This window comes from Thiospirochaeta perfilievii (assembly GCF_008329945.1).
GTDB lineage: Bacteria > Spirochaetota > Spirochaetia > DSM-2461 > DSM-2461 > Thiospirochaeta > Thiospirochaeta perfilievii.
Genome location: NZ_CP035807.1, coordinates 2687874 through 2706564 on the forward strand (window position 1 = coordinate 2687874; position 18691 = coordinate 2706564).

At 32.9% G+C, this 18691-nt stretch carries 16 protein-coding genes; 10 read left to right on the forward strand and 6 right to left on the reverse strand.

The window, feature by feature from the left end:
- The first annotated feature begins 6 nt into the window (after window positions 1–6).
- The 4 genes from galE (at window position 7) to EW093_RS12395 (ending at window position 3964) form a co-directional block, all read left to right on the forward strand.
- Window positions 7–996: a UDP-glucose 4-epimerase GalE gene (galE, locus tag EW093_RS12380; protein WP_149568715.1), complete on the forward strand. Its 990-nt coding sequence runs from the start codon at window positions 7–9 to the stop codon at window positions 994–996.
- A gap of 1 nt (window position 997) precedes the next feature.
- Entirely contained in the window at window positions 998–2530 is a 1533-nt protein-coding gene (locus tag EW093_RS12385) for a UDP-glucose--hexose-1-phosphate uridylyltransferase (protein ID WP_149568716.1), read from the forward strand.
- Window positions 2531–2612: 82 nt separating this feature from the next.
- Window positions 2613–3002, forward strand: a complete 390-nt coding sequence (locus EW093_RS12390; protein ID WP_149568717.1) for a DUF2721 domain-containing protein — start codon at window positions 2613–2615, stop codon at window positions 3000–3002.
- Window positions 3003–3145: 143 nt separating this feature from the next.
- Complete coding sequence (locus tag EW093_RS12395) at window positions 3146–3964, forward strand: helix-turn-helix transcriptional regulator (protein WP_149568718.1); 819 nt, start codon at window positions 3146–3148, stop codon at window positions 3962–3964.
- 6 nt (window positions 3965–3970) lie between these two features.
- On the opposite strand, the gene EW093_RS12400 is transcribed toward EW093_RS12395, so the two are convergent.
- Entirely contained in the window at window positions 3971–5869 is a 1899-nt protein-coding gene (locus tag EW093_RS12400) for a phosphohexomutase domain-containing protein (protein ID WP_149568719.1), read from the reverse strand.
- A 125-nt stretch (window positions 5870–5994) separates the two neighbouring features.
- Between EW093_RS12400 and EW093_RS12405 the strand changes: the two genes are divergently transcribed.
- Window positions 5995–8118 (forward strand): DUF4954 family protein, encoded by a 2124-nt coding sequence (locus EW093_RS12405; protein WP_187759700.1) that lies wholly within the window; start codon window positions 5995–5997, stop codon window positions 8116–8118.
- On the opposite strand, the gene EW093_RS12410 is transcribed toward EW093_RS12405, so the two are convergent.
- Both EW093_RS12410 and serS read right to left on the reverse strand, forming a co-directional pair.
- Window positions 8101–9183, reverse strand: a complete 1083-nt coding sequence (locus EW093_RS12410; protein WP_149568721.1) for an N-acetylneuraminate synthase family protein — start codon at window positions 9181–9183, stop codon at window positions 8101–8103. The genes EW093_RS12405 and EW093_RS12410 overlap by 18 nt on opposite strands.
- Before the next feature lie 95 nt (window positions 9184–9278).
- Window positions 9279–10556, reverse strand: a complete 1278-nt coding sequence (serS, locus tag EW093_RS12415) for a serine--tRNA ligase (RefSeq protein ID WP_149568722.1) — start codon at window positions 10554–10556, stop codon at window positions 9279–9281.
- Window positions 10557–10594: 38 nt separating this feature from the next.
- On the opposite strand from serS, the gene EW093_RS12420 reads away from it, so the two are divergent.
- Together EW093_RS12420 and EW093_RS12425 are read left to right on the forward strand one after the other, a co-directional pair.
- Window positions 10595–11446 (forward strand): LamG-like jellyroll fold domain-containing protein, encoded by an 852-nt coding sequence (locus tag EW093_RS12420; RefSeq protein ID WP_149568723.1) that lies wholly within the window; start codon window positions 10595–10597, stop codon window positions 11444–11446.
- Between the two features lie 59 nt (window positions 11447–11505).
- Window positions 11506–13275 carry a DEAD/DEAH box helicase gene (locus tag EW093_RS12425; protein WP_149568724.1) on the forward strand — a complete coding sequence of 590 codons (1770 nt, stop codon included), beginning with the start codon at window positions 11506–11508 and terminating at the stop codon, window positions 13273–13275.
- Window positions 13276–13310: 35 nt separating this feature from the next.
- Here the strand turns inward: EW093_RS12425 and EW093_RS12430 are convergent, their stop codons facing one another.
- From EW093_RS12430 to EW093_RS12440, 3 genes are read right to left on the reverse strand one after another with little or no spacing between them, the layout of a single operon-like run.
- Entirely contained in the window at window positions 13311–14210 is a 900-nt protein-coding gene (locus tag EW093_RS12430) for an AEC family transporter (protein ID WP_149568725.1), read from the reverse strand.
- Window positions 14203–14796 carry an RdgB/HAM1 family non-canonical purine NTP pyrophosphatase gene (rdgB, locus tag EW093_RS12435; protein WP_149568726.1) on the reverse strand — a complete coding sequence of 198 codons (594 nt, stop codon included), beginning with the start codon at window positions 14794–14796 and terminating at the stop codon, window positions 14203–14205. The genes EW093_RS12430 and rdgB overlap by 8 nt, the downstream gene beginning before the upstream one ends.
- Window positions 14797–14805: 9 nt before the next feature.
- Window positions 14806–15660 (reverse strand): sigma-70 RNA polymerase sigma factor region 4 domain-containing protein, encoded by an 855-nt coding sequence (locus EW093_RS12440; RefSeq protein ID WP_149568727.1) that lies wholly within the window; start codon window positions 15658–15660, stop codon window positions 14806–14808.
- Between the two features lie 331 nt (window positions 15661–15991).
- Here EW093_RS12440 and EW093_RS12445 point away from each other — a divergent pair, with 331 nt between their 5' ends.
- Genes EW093_RS12445 through EW093_RS12455 form a run of 3 tightly spaced genes read left to right on the forward strand, consistent with a single transcriptional unit; the run spans window position 15992 to window position 18665 of the window.
- Window positions 15992–16390 (forward strand): hypothetical protein, encoded by a 399-nt coding sequence (locus tag EW093_RS12445; protein WP_149568728.1) that lies wholly within the window; start codon window positions 15992–15994, stop codon window positions 16388–16390.
- 32 nt (window positions 16391–16422) lie between these two features.
- Window positions 16423–17910, forward strand: coding sequence for a hypothetical protein (locus EW093_RS12450; protein ID WP_149568729.1), 1488 nt, complete (start codon window positions 16423–16425; stop codon window positions 17908–17910).
- Window positions 17911–17927: 17 nt separating this feature from the next.
- Window positions 17928–18665: a sensor histidine kinase gene (locus EW093_RS12455; RefSeq protein WP_149568730.1), complete on the forward strand. Its 738-nt coding sequence runs from the start codon at window positions 17928–17930 to the stop codon at window positions 18663–18665.
- Window positions 18666–18691 lie beyond the last annotated feature (26 nt).

The window sequence follows — 18691 nt, forward strand, 5'->3', positions numbered from 1 at the left end:
GAGTTTATGGCAATTTTAGTTTGTGGTGGAGCTGGTTATATTGGTTCCCATACTGTGGCTGCCCTAGTATCAGCTAGGGAAGAAGTTGTAGTTTTTGATAATTTAAGTACAGGACATAGGTCCTCTGTTCCTACAGGTGTAAAACTTTATAAGGGTGATCTTAGGAATTTAGATGATATAGAAAAGGTTTTCTTAGAGAATGATATACTCTCAGTAATTGATTTTGCTGCAGACTCCAGGGTAGGTGAGAGTGTTACTGATCCCCTAAAATATTATGACAACAATGTATTTGGGACAATTCAATTATTAAAAACTATGGTTAAATATGGGGTTAAACACATTGTATTCTCATCAACAGCTGCTACATATGGAGAGCCTAAAAATATTCCAATAGAAGAGAATGATAGAACTATCCCAACTAATCCCTACGGTGAGACAAAACTAACAGTAGAGAAAATGTTAAATTGGGTTGATAAAGCCCATGGAGTTACATATACAGCTCTAAGATACTTTAATGCTGCTGGTGCCCATATCTCTGGAAAAATAGGGGAGGATCATAAGCCAGAATCCCATTTAATACCCCTTGTATTGGAAGTTGCAGGTGGTAAAAGAGATAAGATAATGGTTTTTGGGGATGATTATAATACTAAGGATGGAACCTGTGTTAGGGATTATATTCATGTTTCAGACCTCTCAGATGCCCACGTTTTAGCTGTAAAACGGTTAGAGAGTGGAGGTGATAGTCGGGTTTTTAATCTTGGGAATGGTACCGGATTCTCTGTTAAAGAGATTATTGAAATTGCTAGAAAGGTTACCGGCCATCCTATCCCAGCTGAAATAAAGGGGCGAAGAGCTGGAGATCCTGGGGTTTTAATAGCCTCAGCATCTGCAGCGACTAAGGAGTTAGGCTGGGATCCTAAATTTAACAGTGTAGAAGCAATAATCGAGTCTGCATGGAAATGGCATAAAAATAATCCTAATGGATATGAGGAGTAGTATGAAAATAACAGCAGATTTAATTGAAGAACTTATAGGATTTGGAATATTCCATAAAATGATTAACAACTTAGATGTATACCTGGTTAGAAATCAACTAATTGATCTTCTTAAGGTAGATGAACCATCAGATAGGGCCTTTGAAGCTACATATCCAGATTATCCTGTAGAGATTTTAAATAAACTAATAAACCAGAGTGTAAAAAGGGGAATAATTGATGACTCCCTATCTGAAAAAGATATATTAGATGCAAAAATTATGTCACTTTTTATGCCTAGACCATCTGAGCTATACAATAAATATGAAAATATTAGAGAGAGTATTGGTGTAGAGGCTGCTACTACGTACTATTATAATTTAAGTAAATTATCTAATTATATTAAAACAGATAGAATTGCAAGAAATAAGTATTGGAAATGTGAAACGGAATCTGGAGAGTTAGAGATAACTATAAATTTATCAAAACCGGAAAAGGATCCAAAGGATATAGCTAAAGCTGGAAGGGTTTTAAATACAAACTACCCTAAATGTCTTCTTTGTGCTGAAAATGTAGGATATACAGGGCATATCAATCATCCTGCTAGATCAAGTCACCGGGTTATTCCTCTAAAGTTAAACGGAGAAGAGTGGTTCTATCAATACTCTCCCTATGTGTATTATAATGAACATGCCATTATTTTTAAGGCTAGGCATGAGCCTATGAGAATAAGTAGGGAGTCTTTTGTAAGATTAACTGATTTTGTTGAGATTATGCCCCACTACTTTATTGGATCAAATGCAGACCTTCCAATTGTTGGAGGCTCAATTCTAAGTCACGACCACTTCCAAGGTGGGAACCATCGTTTCCCAATGGTAGATGCTAAGGTGATAAAAGAGTATACAAATAGTGATTTTAAAGGCGTAAAAATCTCTATTGTTGATTGGCCTATGTCTGTAATAAGAATCTCAGGGGAAAATAAAGAGGATCTTGTAAATATGGCTAGTTTTATTTTGGATAAATGGAGGGCTTACTCCGATAAAAGTGTTGGGATTTTAGCATCTAGTTGTGTTAATGGTGAAGATATACCACACAATACTATCACTCCAATTGCGAGAAAAAATGATAATGGAAATTTTGAACTTGATTTAGTTTTAAGAAATAACAGGTGTGATGAGGAACATCCTGATGGAATCTACCATCCCCATAAACATTTACATCATATTAAAAAAGAGAATATCGGTTTAATTGAGGTTATGGGTCTTGCTATACTACCTCCTAGAATAGAGAAGGACTTAGTAAAACTCTCTGAAGTATTACAGGGAGTAGAGAGTTTAAGCTTTGTTGAGAGTAAGATGGAGAATCACTTTCCTTGGTTTAGTAGTATTAAAAACAGTTTTAACTCTACTCTAACAAAGGATGAGGCTGATTGTGTTCTACAGAAAGCTGTTGCAAGTAGATTCTCAGAAGTATTAGAGTGTGCTGGTGTCTTTAAGAAAACAGATCAGGGTTTTAAAGCTTTTGATAAGTTTCTAAAAGAGTGTTCCTGTTATTAATAGAGATCCCACTAGTTTGTTTATTACAAATTAGTGGGTTTTTACTCTTTACAACTAGTGAAAAAAAATCCAATATTAATATATGACTATAACAACACCAGCACTTCTTTTCTCTGCAATATCACTCCTTATGCTAGCCTATACTAATAAATTTTTAACCCTAGCTCAAATAGTTAGACAACTAGTCCATGATTTTCCTAAAGATGATGATAGCAGAATTAAGGGGCAGATAAAAAATTTAAATCTTCGATTGACCCTTATAAAGTATATGCAGGGTTTTGGAGCTCTTAGTTTTCTTTTTTGTACCCTATCAATGTTCTCTCTATTTTTAACCTATCTATTTATAGGGGAGATTCTCTTTGCTATAGGATTGATTCTTTTAGGGGTTTCCCTTGTTTTACTTTTTTATGAGGTAACTATTTCTACAAAGGCATTAAAAATAGAGTTGGAAAATATTAGTATAAATAAATAACATTAATTTATGTTTTTATGTAAAAACGAAATTTAATTTGTTTATATGATAAAAAAAAATGATTTACAAAATTTAAATTGAATATTATTAATATAACTGGAGAAAGACTTTTGTATTGTATGTAAATTAGTCTAGTAAGAGTATTGAGTAATAAATCAGAGAACTTTGGTATTATTATTGGTGTCATATCATTTATTTTTTTACTATTTAACTTTTTGATCCAATATACATTTTATAAACAAGTAATTTTTGAAAAAGAGTATGCTGTTTTAATTTTTATATCTATTGTTATGTTATTTTCATATATATTTATATATAAGCGTATTATACAGGTTTTAACAATTTTTATTTCTACTATTTACACCTTCTATATATTAAATCATTTTGGTTTAGGTATGCTTGAACTTGTTATTTTGATATTGCTTCTAGATAAGTACTCAATATTTAAAAAAAGGGATATTCTAAAGACTACTATTCTTTTAACACTTTTTTTTATACTCCTTGTCACTTCACAACTTAAAAATAATGCATTATTAATTGATCGGCTATATAGGTATATATACTTTATTTTAGCAACTATTTTAATTACATTTTTAAAGAGTAATAATATTAGTTTTAAGATAGAGCGGTACACGTTTTATAAGAATGAGATAAGTAAACTTAAAAATAGTTTAAAACTAAATCAAGAGATTTTAAAAAGAGTAAATATAGATTATATTGATCCCCTAGAAGCCGGTCTTTCAGTTGCAGAGTTAGAAATCTTAGAGAATCTCTGTTTATACAGGGAGACAAATGCAGAGCTTGCCACAAGGCTAAAAAAATCTACAAATACAGTAAAGGTTCAGATGAAAAGTATACTGGTTAAAATAGGTGCTGAAACAAGATATCAACTAATAGATCTGTGTAAATACTACTACCATAGCGTAGGGAATATAGACCCTATCAATGGCGATAGGGTCTAGAATAAATTATCTTTTGTCTGCTTTTTTTATCATATTTGTATGCCAGTTAAGTAGATAGGCTTCTTTATCAGTATTAGAACTTTTTGAATCAACTAATACTCTAAAAACAGGCTCTGTTCCAGAACCTCTCATCCATAAATACGCCGATGGAGCCTGGTTCTTATCCCTTAAAAGTATTTTAAGCCCACCTGTCTCTGCTCCAGATCTAGTACTTGGTCCAGTTCCTAAAACCTCATTAGTTCCCTCTGTATTAAGTTCTGTATAAGATACTATGTTGAATTTAGAGTTTAATTCATCTTTCATCGTTTCCCACTCTTCTAAAAATATCTCTTCATAGTTCTTTTTTAGGGTAGCGTGGGATTCACTGGTAATTTTTAAAATAGCTCTATCTTCATAGGCACTTGTTGTTGTATAGGCTGGCAGTGTTTTTATAACATCAACTAAGGTGAAATTATCCTTATATAGATCCATTTGATTACTCTTTTGACACCATATCTCAAATAAACCAGGGTTTCCGTCTTCACTTGTTAACATTAAGAGTTTCATAATTGCAGAAATAGTATTGAGAGGATCCCGTACAGCAGCAGGATGGGTAATATTCCCTCCGTTAGATCCTTCTCCAAGGATTCTTACAATGTATCCCTCATCTCTTTTTATAGATGCTAGATTAACAACGTTAGCTTCTCCTACTTCTGCTCTAAAGGTTGTGGCATTAAAAGCGTTAGCAATTTCATCAATACGCATAGATGTAGGACCATTAACACATACAGCTACTCTATCAGGGGTTTTCCCATTGTAATAGAGGGAAGATAGCTCGGCTAGAACTGAAATTGCAAATACTGTTTGTGCCTCCATAATTTCAGACTTACCACTCTCTGTATTATAAAATACAACATTTCCTCTATCTCCATCATTATCTGGAACATATCCAAGTGCAAAACTACTATCAACCTTAAACATATCATCCAGTGTTTCTCTACACAGATTTAGGCTTCTTCCTTCTGGAACTATTCTATGGGTAATCTCTCTTGGTTTATCATTTACCCTTTTAACCCTTACCCCTATAGAGTTAAGGTAGTCGCTATCAATACTTAGGGTTCTAGCACTACCATTAAACTCAGCAACAATACCAAAACCGTTTTTCTCAATTTTTGACTTTAATATTTTAATAAACTCTTCCTGCTCCCTAGGGTCTGAACTCCCGGATATTATCTCATTGGTGAAAGTTGTATATGCTTTAAAGGCTGCTTCCCTATATTTTATAGAGCTATTATAAACTTGGGATATTTTTTCTTCTTGGGCACTGTTTGCCAGTTTTATTAAGTTTTGGATGCTACTTTCTGTGGATAAAACACACTTATAATCATTAATTAAAGGTTTTACTAAAGATCCATCTATAACCCCACCTGTTGATAGTCCAAATTTAACTCCGTTATGTCCAATAGGATTGTGACTTGCAGATATATAGGCAAATGCATCAGCACTTTTATTAGCTCTTGTATAACAAAATGTTTCAGGAGCTGCTGATATAAAAAGGTACTGGATTGATATTCCCTGGGATATAAATACTCTTATCATTACATCTGCTATTGATGTCCCTGTATATCTACTGTCCTGGGATAAAACAATCTCAGGATTAGATTTACCTGTCTGTTTTTTTACAAAATCAGAGAATACTTTTGCCATCCCTGCGGCTAGGACCTTATCTGCTTGGCTAATAAGTGGTGTTGTAGACTCTTCGTCCTTGTCTATTGTAAAAACCTTACGCCAACCAGAAGCTGATAATATCATAGGTTCTAAGGCTTTTTCCACATCTTCCAATGTAACTTGATCCATTGTTGGAAAAGGTTTTATTTTTGGATTCCCAAGCTCAAAACCGGTTGTTTTATCAATAATTGTAGACAATATAATCTCCTTTTAAGTAGTTTGTTTGGTATATAATACTAATTGAATAGCTTTTTGTTAATAGAAATTATCTCAATTTTACAATTTTAAGTGTAAAAATGAAACAATTTAGGTATAATAATATTATGAATAAAATTAATAAACTTCCCCTAGGTGGCATGATAAATGAGTATAATACCCTTCGTATTATACAGTCAGGCAACAAAAATGAGAAATATAGAAACTTAACTAATAATGAGATTGAGCTATTAGAAATGCAGAAAAATAAGTGTTACGATTGGTCTAAAATCCTTGTAACTGACACTTTTGAACCTTTGCAAATTAAACACTGCTACTTTATGGGTACAGTTAGAATAGACGATATGGAACCTATATCCCTGGAGTTTAATGATGTTATTTTACCTGTTGGTTTGTACAACTCACAAGTAATGTCCTGTGATATTGGAAAGAATTGTTCAATACATAATGTCTCTTATCTTTCTAGAGTTCTAATTGGTGAAAACGTAATGCTTAAGGATATTGATGAACTCTCCACATCGGACCATGCAAAGTTTGGTAACGGTATTGTAAAGGATGGGGAGGACCCAAGTGGTCGTATTGAGCTTGAAATAGCCAATGAAGCTGGTGGAAGGGAAATTTTACCATTTTCTAAAATGTTAACAGTAGACGCCTACCTATGGTATAAGTATAGGGATAATAAGAATTTAATGGAGAGTTTTAAACTCTTTGTAGAGACAGAGTACCCATCGGATAGGGGGTATTATGGATTTATTGGGGATAGAACAGTAATTAAAAACAGTAGAATATTAAAAGATGTAACAATAGGTTCTGATGCATATATAAAAGGTGCTAATAAGTTAAAAAACTTAACAATTAAAAGCAGTCCTAATCATAAAACTCAAATAGGAGAGGGCTGTACTCTAGTTAATGGAATAATCAATGAAGGATGTAAGGTTTTTTACGGCGCAACAGCTGTAAGGTTTCAACTTATGAGTCACTCTTCATTAAAATATGGAGCTAGGTTAATTAACTCTGTTTTAGGTGAGAACTCAACTATAAGTTGTTGTGAGGTTTTAAACTCTTTTATCTATCCAGGCCATGAGCAACATCACAACTCCTCATTTTTAATCGCTTCAGTATTAAAGGGACAGACAAACATAGCTTCTGGGGCAACAATTGGTAGTAATCACAACTCAAGGGCTAATGATGGTGAGTTAGTAGCCGGTCGAGGGTTTTGGCCAGGCTTAAACTGTAGCTTAAAACACGACTCTAAATTTGCCACTTTTAATATAGTAGTAAAGGGCAATTATACTAAAGAGATTAATAACCCCTTACCCTTTAGTCTTATCTCACTTAATAAGAACGATAAGGTTGAAGTATTTCCAGGCTACTGGTTTCTACATAATATGTATGCACTTAAGAGAAATAGTTGGAAGTACGGTGTTCGTGATCAAAGAGAGAAGAATTTTCCTAGATTAGATTTTGACTTTTTAGCTCCTGATACTGTATCGGAGATGTTAGAGGGAAGAGAGTTTTTAGAGAAGTGTGCTGAATACTCCTATAGAAAAATCTCTACAGATATACATACAGGGGAGGATCTGCTTAATGAGTATGATGACTTTGGAAATTTCACTATATACAGTACTACAATAGAGAATAAAAACCATGGAGTTTTGATTCATAAACCAGCAGTGGCCTATAAAGAGTATTATAAAATGATAACCCTCTACTCTGTTGACACTATATTGAAGTTCTTTAAAGATGGAGGAGATATTTCTCAACTAAACGGTTTAGTTAATCCTGATAAATGGATAAATTGTGGTGGTCAGTTTATTCCTGATGATAGGGTTAAAAGTATAATTGATGATATTGTAGATAAAAAAATAACATCCTGGGATGAACTACACTCTAGGTATAAAATGGTTTCAAAACTATACGACCGAGATAAAGCAGGGCACGCTTTTTATGTTTTACAAAAACTTAATAAGGTTGATAGATTAAATTGGCAACAATGGTTAGACGCTGTAGATACTGCTATTAAAGCTAGAATTGAGATTAAAGAGAGAGTCTATTCATCAAGGGAGAAAGACTTTAATTGTAGTTTTAGAAAGATAACCTTTGACTCTAAAGAGGAGAAGGAAGCTGTTATTGGTAAATTAGATGATAATAGCTTCTTTAAAATAGAGGAAGAGGAGTGCGCTTCGTTTATAGAGATGACAAAAAGTGTAGATCTAAAGAAAATCTTCTAATCTAATGCCCTCTCCACTTGGAACATCCTTAGTTAATTTTCTACCATAAAAATTTTCTACTAAGTGGGGAGAAAGTCCAACTCTTAATATCTTCTCTGTTCTTAATAGAGCTGTATTCTCTTTTGTTATTACATCCCCTCTATTTAGTTGCTCTAGGGAGTGTAGTGACCTATTTGTTCTGTTGTAATTACTCTCTTCAGATTTAGCTAATTTTTTAACACCATCCCCTAATATAGATGTTACCCTCTCTAACCCGTAGATCTTAGAAAGTTTATCTAAACCACTTTTTAAATCCATATCTTCATACTTTCTAATAGAGTCACACATTTGTTTAAAGTTTTGTGGGTTAAGGGCAACAGGGTCGTCTAAACCATCTGTTTCATTAGAGAGTGTTAGGTGTTTCTCCACAATAGAAGCTCCTAAAAGAACTGAGATAGAAGGAACTAGGACAGGGTCCAGGGAGTGGTCTGAAATTCCTGTCTCTATACCAAAAATATTTTTTAAGTTACTTATTAGCTTAAGATTATATTCATTCTCCGGTGCAGGATAACTTGTAATACAGTGGAGTAGGGAGACCCTATCCCTTCCTGTAATTTCTAACGCCCTCTCTATATCCCTTAGTTTTGATACACCACTTGATAGGATTAGGGGTTTATTAAAGGACTTTAACTGTTTAAGTAGTGGGAAATGGTTTAGTTCTGGGCTAGCAACTTTAAATATTTTAGATCCAATATTGTTTAGAATATCCCCACTCTTTTTACCAAAGGGTGAGGCCATAAATATTAACCCTTCACTCTCTGTCATATCCTTAAGTTGTTTATAAAAGGGTTCATCCATCTCTAAACTTTTAAATACACTGTATAGTGGAGTATCTCCCCCAGGGAGTTTTACTAAACCTGTGTTTTTATGGATTATCTCCTGGGCAAAAACAACCTGAAATTTTGCACAATCTGCACCTGCATCCTTAGCAGCCCTAATAAGTTTTTTTGCTTTTTCTAAATCACCACCGTGGCTTGTTCCTATCTCTGCAATAATAAATGTTCTTTTTGATTTGTTAATTGGCATAAAAACTCCTAAGTTCTGCTATTAGGAAGTAGTTCCTAGATCATCTAACCAGAATAAGCCGACTCTAGCGAATCGGCTTTATATAAATTAAATATTTATTTAGCTTTAATAGTATCGAAACCTGTATAAGGAACAAGCGCTTTTGGTATAGTCACAGATCCATCAGCTTGCTGATTATTCTCTATAATAGCTATAAGAGCTCTAGATATAGCTATTGCTGTACCATTTAAAGTGTGACAGATAGCTGTTTTACCATTTTCATCCTTATATCTAACGCCTAAACGCCTAGCTTGGTAGTCTGTACAGTTTGAAGTTGATGTTATCTCTCCCCAATCTCCTGACTCACCCCGTCCTGGCATCCAAGCTTCTAGGTCATATTTTCTATATGCGGGAGAACCTAAGTCCCCAGTACATGTATCTACAACTCTAAATGGAACCTCAAGACCGTTAAAAATCTCCTCTTCAATCTCCCTTAGGGTTTCATGTAGTTTGTCTGATTCCTCTGGTCTACAGTAGATAAACATCTCAATTTTTGTAAATTGATGCACTCTGTAAATACCCTTAGAGTATTGTCCTGCAGCTCCAGCTTCCCGTCTAAAACAGTGGGATATACCAGCCATAAAGATTGGTCCGTTAGAAAGATCAATTATCTCTCCAGCATGGTAACCACCAAGGGTTATTTCCGCTGTTCCTACAAGGCACATGTCTGTCCCCTCAATTGAGTAAATATTAGATTCAGAGCCCCTTGGGTTAAAACCGATACCCTCTAAAATATCAACCTTAGCTATATCCGGTGTAATAGATACTCTAAAACCTTTCTTCATTAAAATATCTACTGCATATCTTGTTAGTGCCATTTCTAATATAGCTGCTTCATTTTTTAAGTAGTAAAATTTAGGTCCAGAAACCTTAGTTGCCCTTTCAAATTCAATAAGATCAAGTTTTTCTCCTATTTCTACATGGTCTAGAGGTTTAAAGTCAAAATTAGGAACTGTTCCACAAACCTTAATTTGGAAGTTCTCCTTATCTTCCTTACCAATAGGAGCATCCGGATGGGCCATGTTAGGTATCTTCGAGGCTTCACTAGAGAGTTTGGATTTTAAGTCTGAAGTTTCACTATCTATCGAGGCTATTTGGGCTTTTAACTCTTTACCCTTATTAATAAAAACAGTTCTCTCTTCCTGGGATAATTTCCCTTTCATTTTTGATGCATTTTCATTTGCCTGTCTTCTTAACTCTTCTACTTTTGATAATGATTCATTGTACTTAGTATAAAGTTCTACTACTAAGTCAACATCCGCTTCCATAAATCTGTTTTTTACGTTGGCTTTTACAGCTTCAACATTGTCTCTAATAAATTTCAAATCTAACATAATGCATATAATACATTAATTATGTTATTATTGAAAATATGAAAAAGATTATTTTAATTATATTTCTTAGTGTAGGGTATCTCTATTCAGACTCTATATACTTATCAAATGGTAATGTGATAAAGGGATCAATAATTTTCATGGACAAGGATTTAGCTAAAATAGAGACAGCTGATGGAGTGCTTGAAATAGAAAAAAAAAGAATTGTTCGTGGAGAGTTTTTTGGAGATGGGAATGAACTAAGTGGAGATCTTGTTTTTGAATTTTCAATTGATGGTAATATAAAGGATACATCTGGTAGTGGTTATAAGATTAAGACAAAAAGTATCCCATATACAGAGGATGTATTAAATGATGAAAACGGAGCTCTACTATCAAAGGGTGGAGGTGAGTATTTCTATATTGAGGATAGTAAAACTATAAGTGATATTGAAGAGTTTACAATTGCAATGAGTTTCTATCCTATAGATACAACAGAGCAGAGCTATCTGATATCTAACTGGCAAAATACATATAAGAATAGAAAGGCTGAGGGAAGATTCTCTCTATCTATATTAAATAAAACTGTTGTTCTATTTGTTGTGGATAGTAATGGGTATTATCAGAGTATTGCCGCTAGTGATGTCCTAATATTGAAAGAGTGGAACAGTATCGCTATGAGATTTGGTTCCGGGAAGATGTCTCTATATGTAAATGGAAAAACAGTTGCTGAAAACACAATTCCTACCCAGACTCTTTTAAAGGGGGAGTGGCCACTCTATTTTATGACAGCAAAATATGTAAAAAATCGAGTAGAGGATTATAAAAAATATAATATAAAAGGAAAGCTTGACAAAATTCGGATGTGGGACTCTACTTTATCGGATAATGAGCTTAATTTACTCTATTAGCTATAGTATTTAATGTTCAAACCACCTATACTAAGTTTAAATTACTCTAAGGATGTATAGTGGAAGAGAAAAAAACTTTTAGAGACCTAGGTCTTTCAGAAGAGATTTTACAAGCGATTGAGAAGAAAGGATTTGAAGAACCGTCACCAATACAGGCGTTAACAATACCTATCCTCTTAAAGGGAGATAAGAATATCATTGGTCAAGCACAAACAGGAACTGGTAAAACAGCTGCCTTTGGTCTACCAATATTAGATACTCTTACAAGTAGTAACAATAAGAATGTTCAAGCGTTAATATTAGCACCAACTAGGGAACTTGCTGTTCAAGTTAGTGATGAGTTAATATCATTAAAAGGTGAAAAGCGTTTGAGTGTTGCAGCAATCTATGGTGGACAAGCCATGGGCGAACAACTAAGACGTTTAAGACGGGGAGTAGACATCGTTGTCGGAACTCCGGGGCGAGTTCAAGATCATATCAATCGTGGTAGTCTAGATCTTTCCAACCTTAGTTATTTAATTTTAGACGAAGCAGATGAAATGTTAAATATGGGATTTGTTGATGATATCGAAAAGATCCTAGAAACAGTAAACGAAGATAAAAAAATGTTACTGTTCTCTGCAACAATGCCATCGAAGATTCAACAAATTGCCAAAAAATATATGGGTGATTATGAGCTGTTTAAGGTAAAAAACAGGGATTTAACTTCCGACTTAACAGAACAAATATACTTTGAAGTAAATAGAAGTGATAAATTTGAAGCTCTGTGTAGAATCGTTGATATCGAGGAAGAGTTTTTTGGTATAGTATTCTGTAGAACCAAAGTGGATGTAGATGATGTTTCCCAAAAGTTATCAGAGAGGGGTTACTCTTCTGGAGCACTTCATGGAGACATTTCTCAAGCTATGAGGGAGAGAATTCTATCCCAATTAAAATCAAAGCAGATTAATATTTTAGTTGCAACTGATGTAGCTGCTAGGGGTATTGATGTAAATCATTTATCCCATGTTATTAACTACTCTCTACCCCAGGATGCCGAATCTTATGTACATAGAGTTGGTAGAACAGGTAGAGCAGGAAACGAAGGTACAGCAATAACATTTGTTACTAAAGATGAGTATAGAAAATTACTCTATATTCAGAGAGTTTCTGGAAAGAATATCAAGAAAGATGAGATCCCAGGGGTTGATAAAATTATTTCAACTAAGAAAGATCGAATAATGAAAGAGATATTAAAATCCCTAGAGACTGGGGATGATGTAAGCTCAACCTTTAAGGAAATGGCGTTAGAACTACTACAGGAGAGCGAAAATCCTGTTGATGTTATAGCATCAGTCTTAAGCCAAGCCTTTGGTGACGATCTAGATGAAAGTAACTATAACGAGATAAGAAAAATCAATATGAAGAGAAGTGGTACAACTAGACTATTTGTAGCTAAGGGTCGTCAAGATGACTTTACAGCTAAGTCTTTAGTTGAACTAATTACTTCTGAGACAAGTATTCCAGGAAAGAGATTAGACTCTGTTCAGATATTTGATCAGTTCTCCTTTGTAACAGTACCATTTGAAGATGCTGAAGAGATTATTTTAGCCTTTAAAAATGCAGGACGTGGTAATAGACCATTAGTTGAGCAGGCTAAAGAATCAAAAGGTGGTTCCGGTGGTGGTGGTCGTCGTGGTGGCGGTGACAGAAATCGAGGTGGAAACCGAGGTGGATATAAAGGTGGTGGAAACCGAGAAGGTGGAAACCGAGGTAGTCGAAACTACGGTTCTAACAGAGGTGGCAACAGAAGTGGTGGCAACCGAAACAGTGGACGAGGAAGAGACTAGGCCTTCAACAACCCGACATAATTTGTCGGGTTTTTTTATATAATTAAAAGTGTAAGTGGAATTGTAAATAGGGATAATATAGTTGACAGTATCATTATAGAAGATGTTAGTTTTTCATCTAAGCCGATCATATCTCCTAATACTACAGTCATAACAGCAACAGGCATTGTTGACTCCAATAAAATACTATTTCTAGATATCGGGTCTGATATCCCTAATATTTTAATTACAAAGTAAGCCACAATAATACCTAATATTGGTCTTAGTACAACTGGTAGTATAGATAGTTTCAAGTTTTTATAACTGTCACCAAATGATATTCCTAATCCAACACTAAATAGGATAAGGGTTACTGTCATATCCCCTAAACTAACAAAAGTTTTTAGTAGGGGTCCATAAATAGTAATGTTAAAATAATTAAACAGTATGCCAAGGAGTAAAACAGTCGATGGAATAATCATATTTAATCGATAGTTTTTTACATCTAACTTGCCATCAATTTTAAGAACTTTAGATATAATAAAGGTTCCTAAATAAATAATAGGCCACCAAAGTGTTGTAAAAAACATACCTCTAGCTAAACCAGCTTGTCCCATAGCTCCATCAAGAACAGCCCAACCCATGTAACCGTAGTTTCCAAAGGCTATAGCTATAATATATGCAGCTTTTAACTTTTTATCTTTAACCCGTATAAGAATGTAGGATAATAATATAAGAAGTGTAGTTAAGAGAATAAAGGATAAACTTAATGGTATAATCTCTTTTACTGTTTCAAGTTTTAAGTTTAACATAGATATAAAAATTCTACATGGTACCGCAACTCTAACAACAAACATTTTAAGATTGCTGTTTATACTAGAATCGAGATAGTTTAAATGAACAAGTATGTAACCTAAAATTATAGGTATAAAAAGTACAGCTAATGTATTAATCATATAGCTCTAAAAGTTTTTTTATACCTTCTCCAGCTCTTCCTCTATGGGATACTCTATTCTTCTCCTCATCACTTAATTCCGCTGCTGTTTTATTAAAATCTGGAACATAAAAAATAGGATCATAACCAAATCCTCCCTCTCCATACTCCTTAGTTGTAATTACCCCATTAAATGATTCTTGAACGGTAAAAATTCTATTTTTATCAAGTATTAAAACCATACAGCATATAAAAGAAGCATCTCTGTTTTTAACAGTTTCGAGATTTTTTAATAGTAGAGCATTTTTCTCTTTTGAGCTTAACTCTCTGCCAAACTCTCTCTCTCCATATCTTGCTGAGTGTATACCGGGGGCTCCATTAAGATAATCTACAGATATCCCTGAATCATCAGATAAAACAGGCATACCCCCAGATAACTTAAAAAGTGCTTTAGCCTTTAATAACGCGTTTTCTAGATAGGTGTCCCCTGTCTCCTCTACATCCATCTCTAACCCTAGATCTTTAGGTAATACCAGGGTGTGATCTGATAGAATACAGTTTAATTCCTCTTTTTTATGTTCATTTCCACTTGCTAATAATATCTTCATTTTTACAGTTTAAAGTATATCAAGGGTAGGGAGAAGAGATTTTAAAGCTTTTTTTAGGTAGAAAAGGGATGAATCAACAGTTCCTTTTGGTATACCAAGTACCTGGGCTACCTCCTCATTTTTTGGTCCACAGTTTCTATTGTTAAGTTTAAGCTCAATTAGGTTTTTCCTCTCCTGCTTCTCTTGCATATTTTTAGATAGCACCTCTTTTTCATAAGATTCTTCCATAGTGTTTATCTTTTTTTGAATCCTTGTCACCTCAATAAAGAGTCGATTATATCTCTCTCGTAAATAATCCCTATTATGAACTCTTTTATAACAGAGGTTATTAAGAACTTCAATTTTGTCAAACAACCATCTTGGAGGTCTATCTAAAAGTGATGCTAATAGATTTATCTGCTCGTAGCTCAATACCCTCGAATTCTTAAGTGTGAAGATCTCTAATCTCTTCCTAATAGTCTCCTTACCTACTTTACCATTATTAATTAAAAGGAGTTTTTTGGCTTTTTCAGTAATCTTATACTCCACTGGAGTCTCAGTAACACAGAGTCTCTCTTTAAACTCTGTTATATAGTGGTATTTACAAGCTTCAACTTTATCCCTCTCTATTACATATGCCTTATTAAAACTGAACATAATCCACTTAATGTGTTTATTTAAATAGTGGGTAAAACTAGCTAAATCTGTGTTGTATTTATCTATAATAGAATTAACTCTAGGAATAAATTCTACTATAAAATCCCCAGCTTCGATATATCTATCTTTACTAACCTGATTATATGCATACTCAATAATCCCATCATTAAATTTTTTTCTACTTATTGCATCAACTTTATACATCTCATACATTTTTTCAATATCCATAAAAACTCCTATGTAATAACTCATACTGTTTTTATCGATATTAATTCAAAAAGTATAATAATCCCTATGGGTTATAGATATTAATTAAAGTGATATAAATAGTCTTAAAGCATACTAGAGCTGTAAAACGTTGATATAAAAAATTAAATAAAGATATATCTAAAGAGTATATGTTTTTATATATTTATAAGTTTTAAAATCAAATTAAGTCTATGTATAATTGTAAATGGTTAGAATTAATTTAAATATTAGCTCTAGATTAGAGGAGGGAGATAATTGAGATTGGAAATAGTCATCAATTATATTATGATTAGTTTAATAGGAGAAATAAATGAAAAAGAATGGTTATTTATCAGGTCAGTTTTTAATACAGTTAGCAATAGGTCTATACTTTGCCCTTAGTGGCCTCTTAGGTATTATGGGGTATAATCAAGGAGTAAATCAGTTATTCAATGGTATTAATAAACTAACTGGAACTACAAATTATCTACCACTTATAATATCTATCCTTTTCGCTTTAGCAGGTTCAGGTATGATTTTAGGACTATTTTTAAGTATAAAAAATAGTTTCATCTATTTTGTGGTTTTTGTATTATGGATTGTTTATATTATAATGAATTTTTTCACTGATAATTTTATTAAACCAAATTTACTTATTTGGTTAAAGGATCTATCACTTCAGCTAATTATTTTAGCCGGGTTATGGAATACAACCCAAAGAATTAAGTAGTTATCTTAAAAAAATATACTATACTTAATTTTATGAAGTTGAATAAAAAAATTACATTAGCTGTGTTGTTATTAATAAGATCCCTTATTATTTTTAGTGAGGATAGTAAAAATATTCTTTTTTTATCCTCATATAATCCTTCTTTTCCAACTTTTGTTGAACAAGAGAATGGAATAAGGGATCAGCTTATAGGCCAAAACTATCTTTTGGATATTGAATTTATGGATAGTAAGAGGTTTACTTCCAAAGAGCTAGACACACTTTTTTTTAAGACACTTAAAATTAAGTTAGATAACTTACCAAAATATGATGGAATTTTAACCTCTGATGATAATGCTCTAAAATTCGCCGTAAAAAATAAGGATGTACTTTTTAAGGATACTCCTATTATTTTTTTTGGTGTAAATGATCTAGATTATGCAAATGAGATGAACTATATCAGCAATATTACAGGATACATTGAGGACACCTCTGTAGAAGAGACCCTTGAGCTAATTTTAAAGATTCACTCAAATAATGAGGATCTTATAATTATTAGTGATTCAACAGTATCTGGTCAATCGGATCTAAAAAAAGTAAAAGATACAATATATAAATATTATAATATGGGGTATAAGGTTCTAGATCTTTCAGGATTAACTTTTAACCAGTTTGGTAAAAGATTGGAACAAATAAGTTTAACTCAACCTGTTCTCCTACTCTCAGCTTATAAAGATGTAAATAATGAACATAAAACATTTAATGAGAGCCTTAATTTTATACTATTACATCTAAAATCACCATTATACCATCTGTGGTATCACGGTTTAGGTCAGGGGATAATTGGTGGTAAATTAATTAGCCATTATGAACAGGGAAAGGCTGCTACAATACTTTTAAAGGATGTAATTGATAATAAAAGGAAAGTTGAGAATATAAAAGTATCTACAAAGAGTCCAAATAAGTATCTATTTGATTATAATGTTCTAAAAAACTTTAATATAAAAAGATCCAAACTACCTAAGGATAGTGGGTATATAAACCTTACTAATCTATCCTTTGAGAATTCAAGGGATCTATTTTGGTTAATATTACTTTTATCTGTTCTCGTTATATTAATTATATTAATTATATTAATTTCAATTAAATATAGACTAACTAAAAAAAGATTATTAATTGATAATGCAACTACTAAATCCTATGTAGATTCAATTATCAATTCAATTAATATTGGTATTATCAGTTTAGATAGAGATTATAATATTATTAGTCAAAACAGGTATATAAAGAATCTTTTTAAAGGTTATGCCAGTGAATATGGTGGAAACAATATATTTCAAGTCTACCCATTTATAAAACATATTTCAAAATGTAAAGATGGTCGAAGAATTATTGATTATATCGGAAGTATGAATAAATATTTAGAATTTTCAAGTCAACCTCTAGAGAATAATACTGGTTATATTATTCAGGTAGAGGATGTCTCTAGTAGGATTGAGTTTGAGAAAAAATTATTGAAGCAGAGAAGAGTAAGGCTGTAGGTGGTTTAGCTGCAGGTATGGCCCATGAAATAAATAACCCACTCGCTGGGGTTGTTCAAAATATCGCGGTTTTGGAAAATAGACTATTAAATCCAGAGAGTAATATAAAAAATATAGAAGCTGCTAGAGCCGCTAAACTAGATTTAGAAGCATTGAAGAAGTACTTAAACGATAGAAAATTAATAGAAATTATAGAGTCTATAAGAATATCAGGTTTACGGATATCTTCTATTATCTCAAATATGTTGAATTTTTCTAGAAAAGACGACATGTTTAAAATTAACACACTCCATGAATTAATAGATTCAAGTCTTATTCTTGCCGCAACAGATTTCAATATTGAACAGAAGTTTGATTTTAAGGCGATAGAAATTGTAAAAGATTTTAATTCAAAAGAGATAAAATTAAACTGTAATAAGGCCGAAATCCAACAGGTATTATTAAATATCTTTCATAATGCTGCTCAAGCTATGATCCTTGGAAATACAGAAACTCCAAAAATAATTATTACCACATCAATTGAAGGCAGTAGAGTTGTTATAGAAATTAAGGATAATGGTCCTGGAATAAGTAGTAAGGATAAAGAAGATGTATTAAAACCATTCTTTTCAACTGAAAATAGGCCTAACGGAACAGGACTTGGATTAAGTATTGCAGATTATATAATTACAAATCACAACGGTGAGCTATTTATAGAGTCTGAGTTGAAAGATGGCGTAAAAGTAGTTATAACTCTTCCCTATGAAGGAGCATAAAAAAAAGGGCCTACAGATGTAGACCC

Coding starts and splice junctions, on each gene's coding strand:
- galE (WP_149568715.1), top strand. CDS start 7: ATGGCAATTTTAGTTTGTGGTGGAGCTGGTTATATTGGTTCCCATACT.
- EW093_RS12385 (WP_149568716.1), top strand. CDS start 998: ATGAAAATAACAGCAGATTTAATTGAAGAACTTATAGGATTTGGAATA.
- EW093_RS12390 (WP_149568717.1), top strand. CDS start 2,613: ATGACTATAACAACACCAGCACTTCTTTTCTCTGCAATATCACTCCTT.
- EW093_RS12405 (WP_187759700.1), top strand. CDS start 5,995: ATGAATAAAATTAATAAACTTCCCCTAGGTGGCATGATAAATGAGTAT.
- EW093_RS12410 (WP_149568721.1), bottom strand. CDS start 9,183: ATGCCAATTAACAAATCAAAAAGAACATTTATTATTGCAGAGATAGGA.
- serS (WP_149568722.1), bottom strand. CDS start 10,556: ATGTTAGATTTGAAATTTATTAGAGACAATGTTGAAGCTGTAAAAGCC.
- EW093_RS12420 (WP_149568723.1), top strand. CDS start 10,595: ATGAAAAAGATTATTTTAATTATATTTCTTAGTGTAGGGTATCTCTAT.
- EW093_RS12430 (WP_149568725.1), bottom strand. CDS start 14,210: ATGATTAATACATTAGCTGTACTTTTTATACCTATAATTTTAGGTTAC.
- rdgB (WP_149568726.1), bottom strand. CDS start 14,796: ATGAAGATATTATTAGCAAGTGGAAATGAACATAAAAAAGAGGAATTA.
- EW093_RS12440 (WP_149568727.1), bottom strand. CDS start 15,660: ATGGATATTGAAAAAATGTATGAGATGTATAAAGTTGATGCAATAAGT.
- EW093_RS12445 (WP_149568728.1), top strand. CDS start 15,992: ATGAAAAAGAATGGTTATTTATCAGGTCAGTTTTTAATACAGTTAGCA.
- EW093_RS12450 (WP_149568729.1), top strand. CDS start 16,423: ATGAAGTTGAATAAAAAAATTACATTAGCTGTGTTGTTATTAATAAGA.
- EW093_RS12455 (WP_149568730.1), top strand. CDS start 17,928: ATGGCCCATGAAATAAATAACCCACTCGCTGGGGTTGTTCAAAATATC.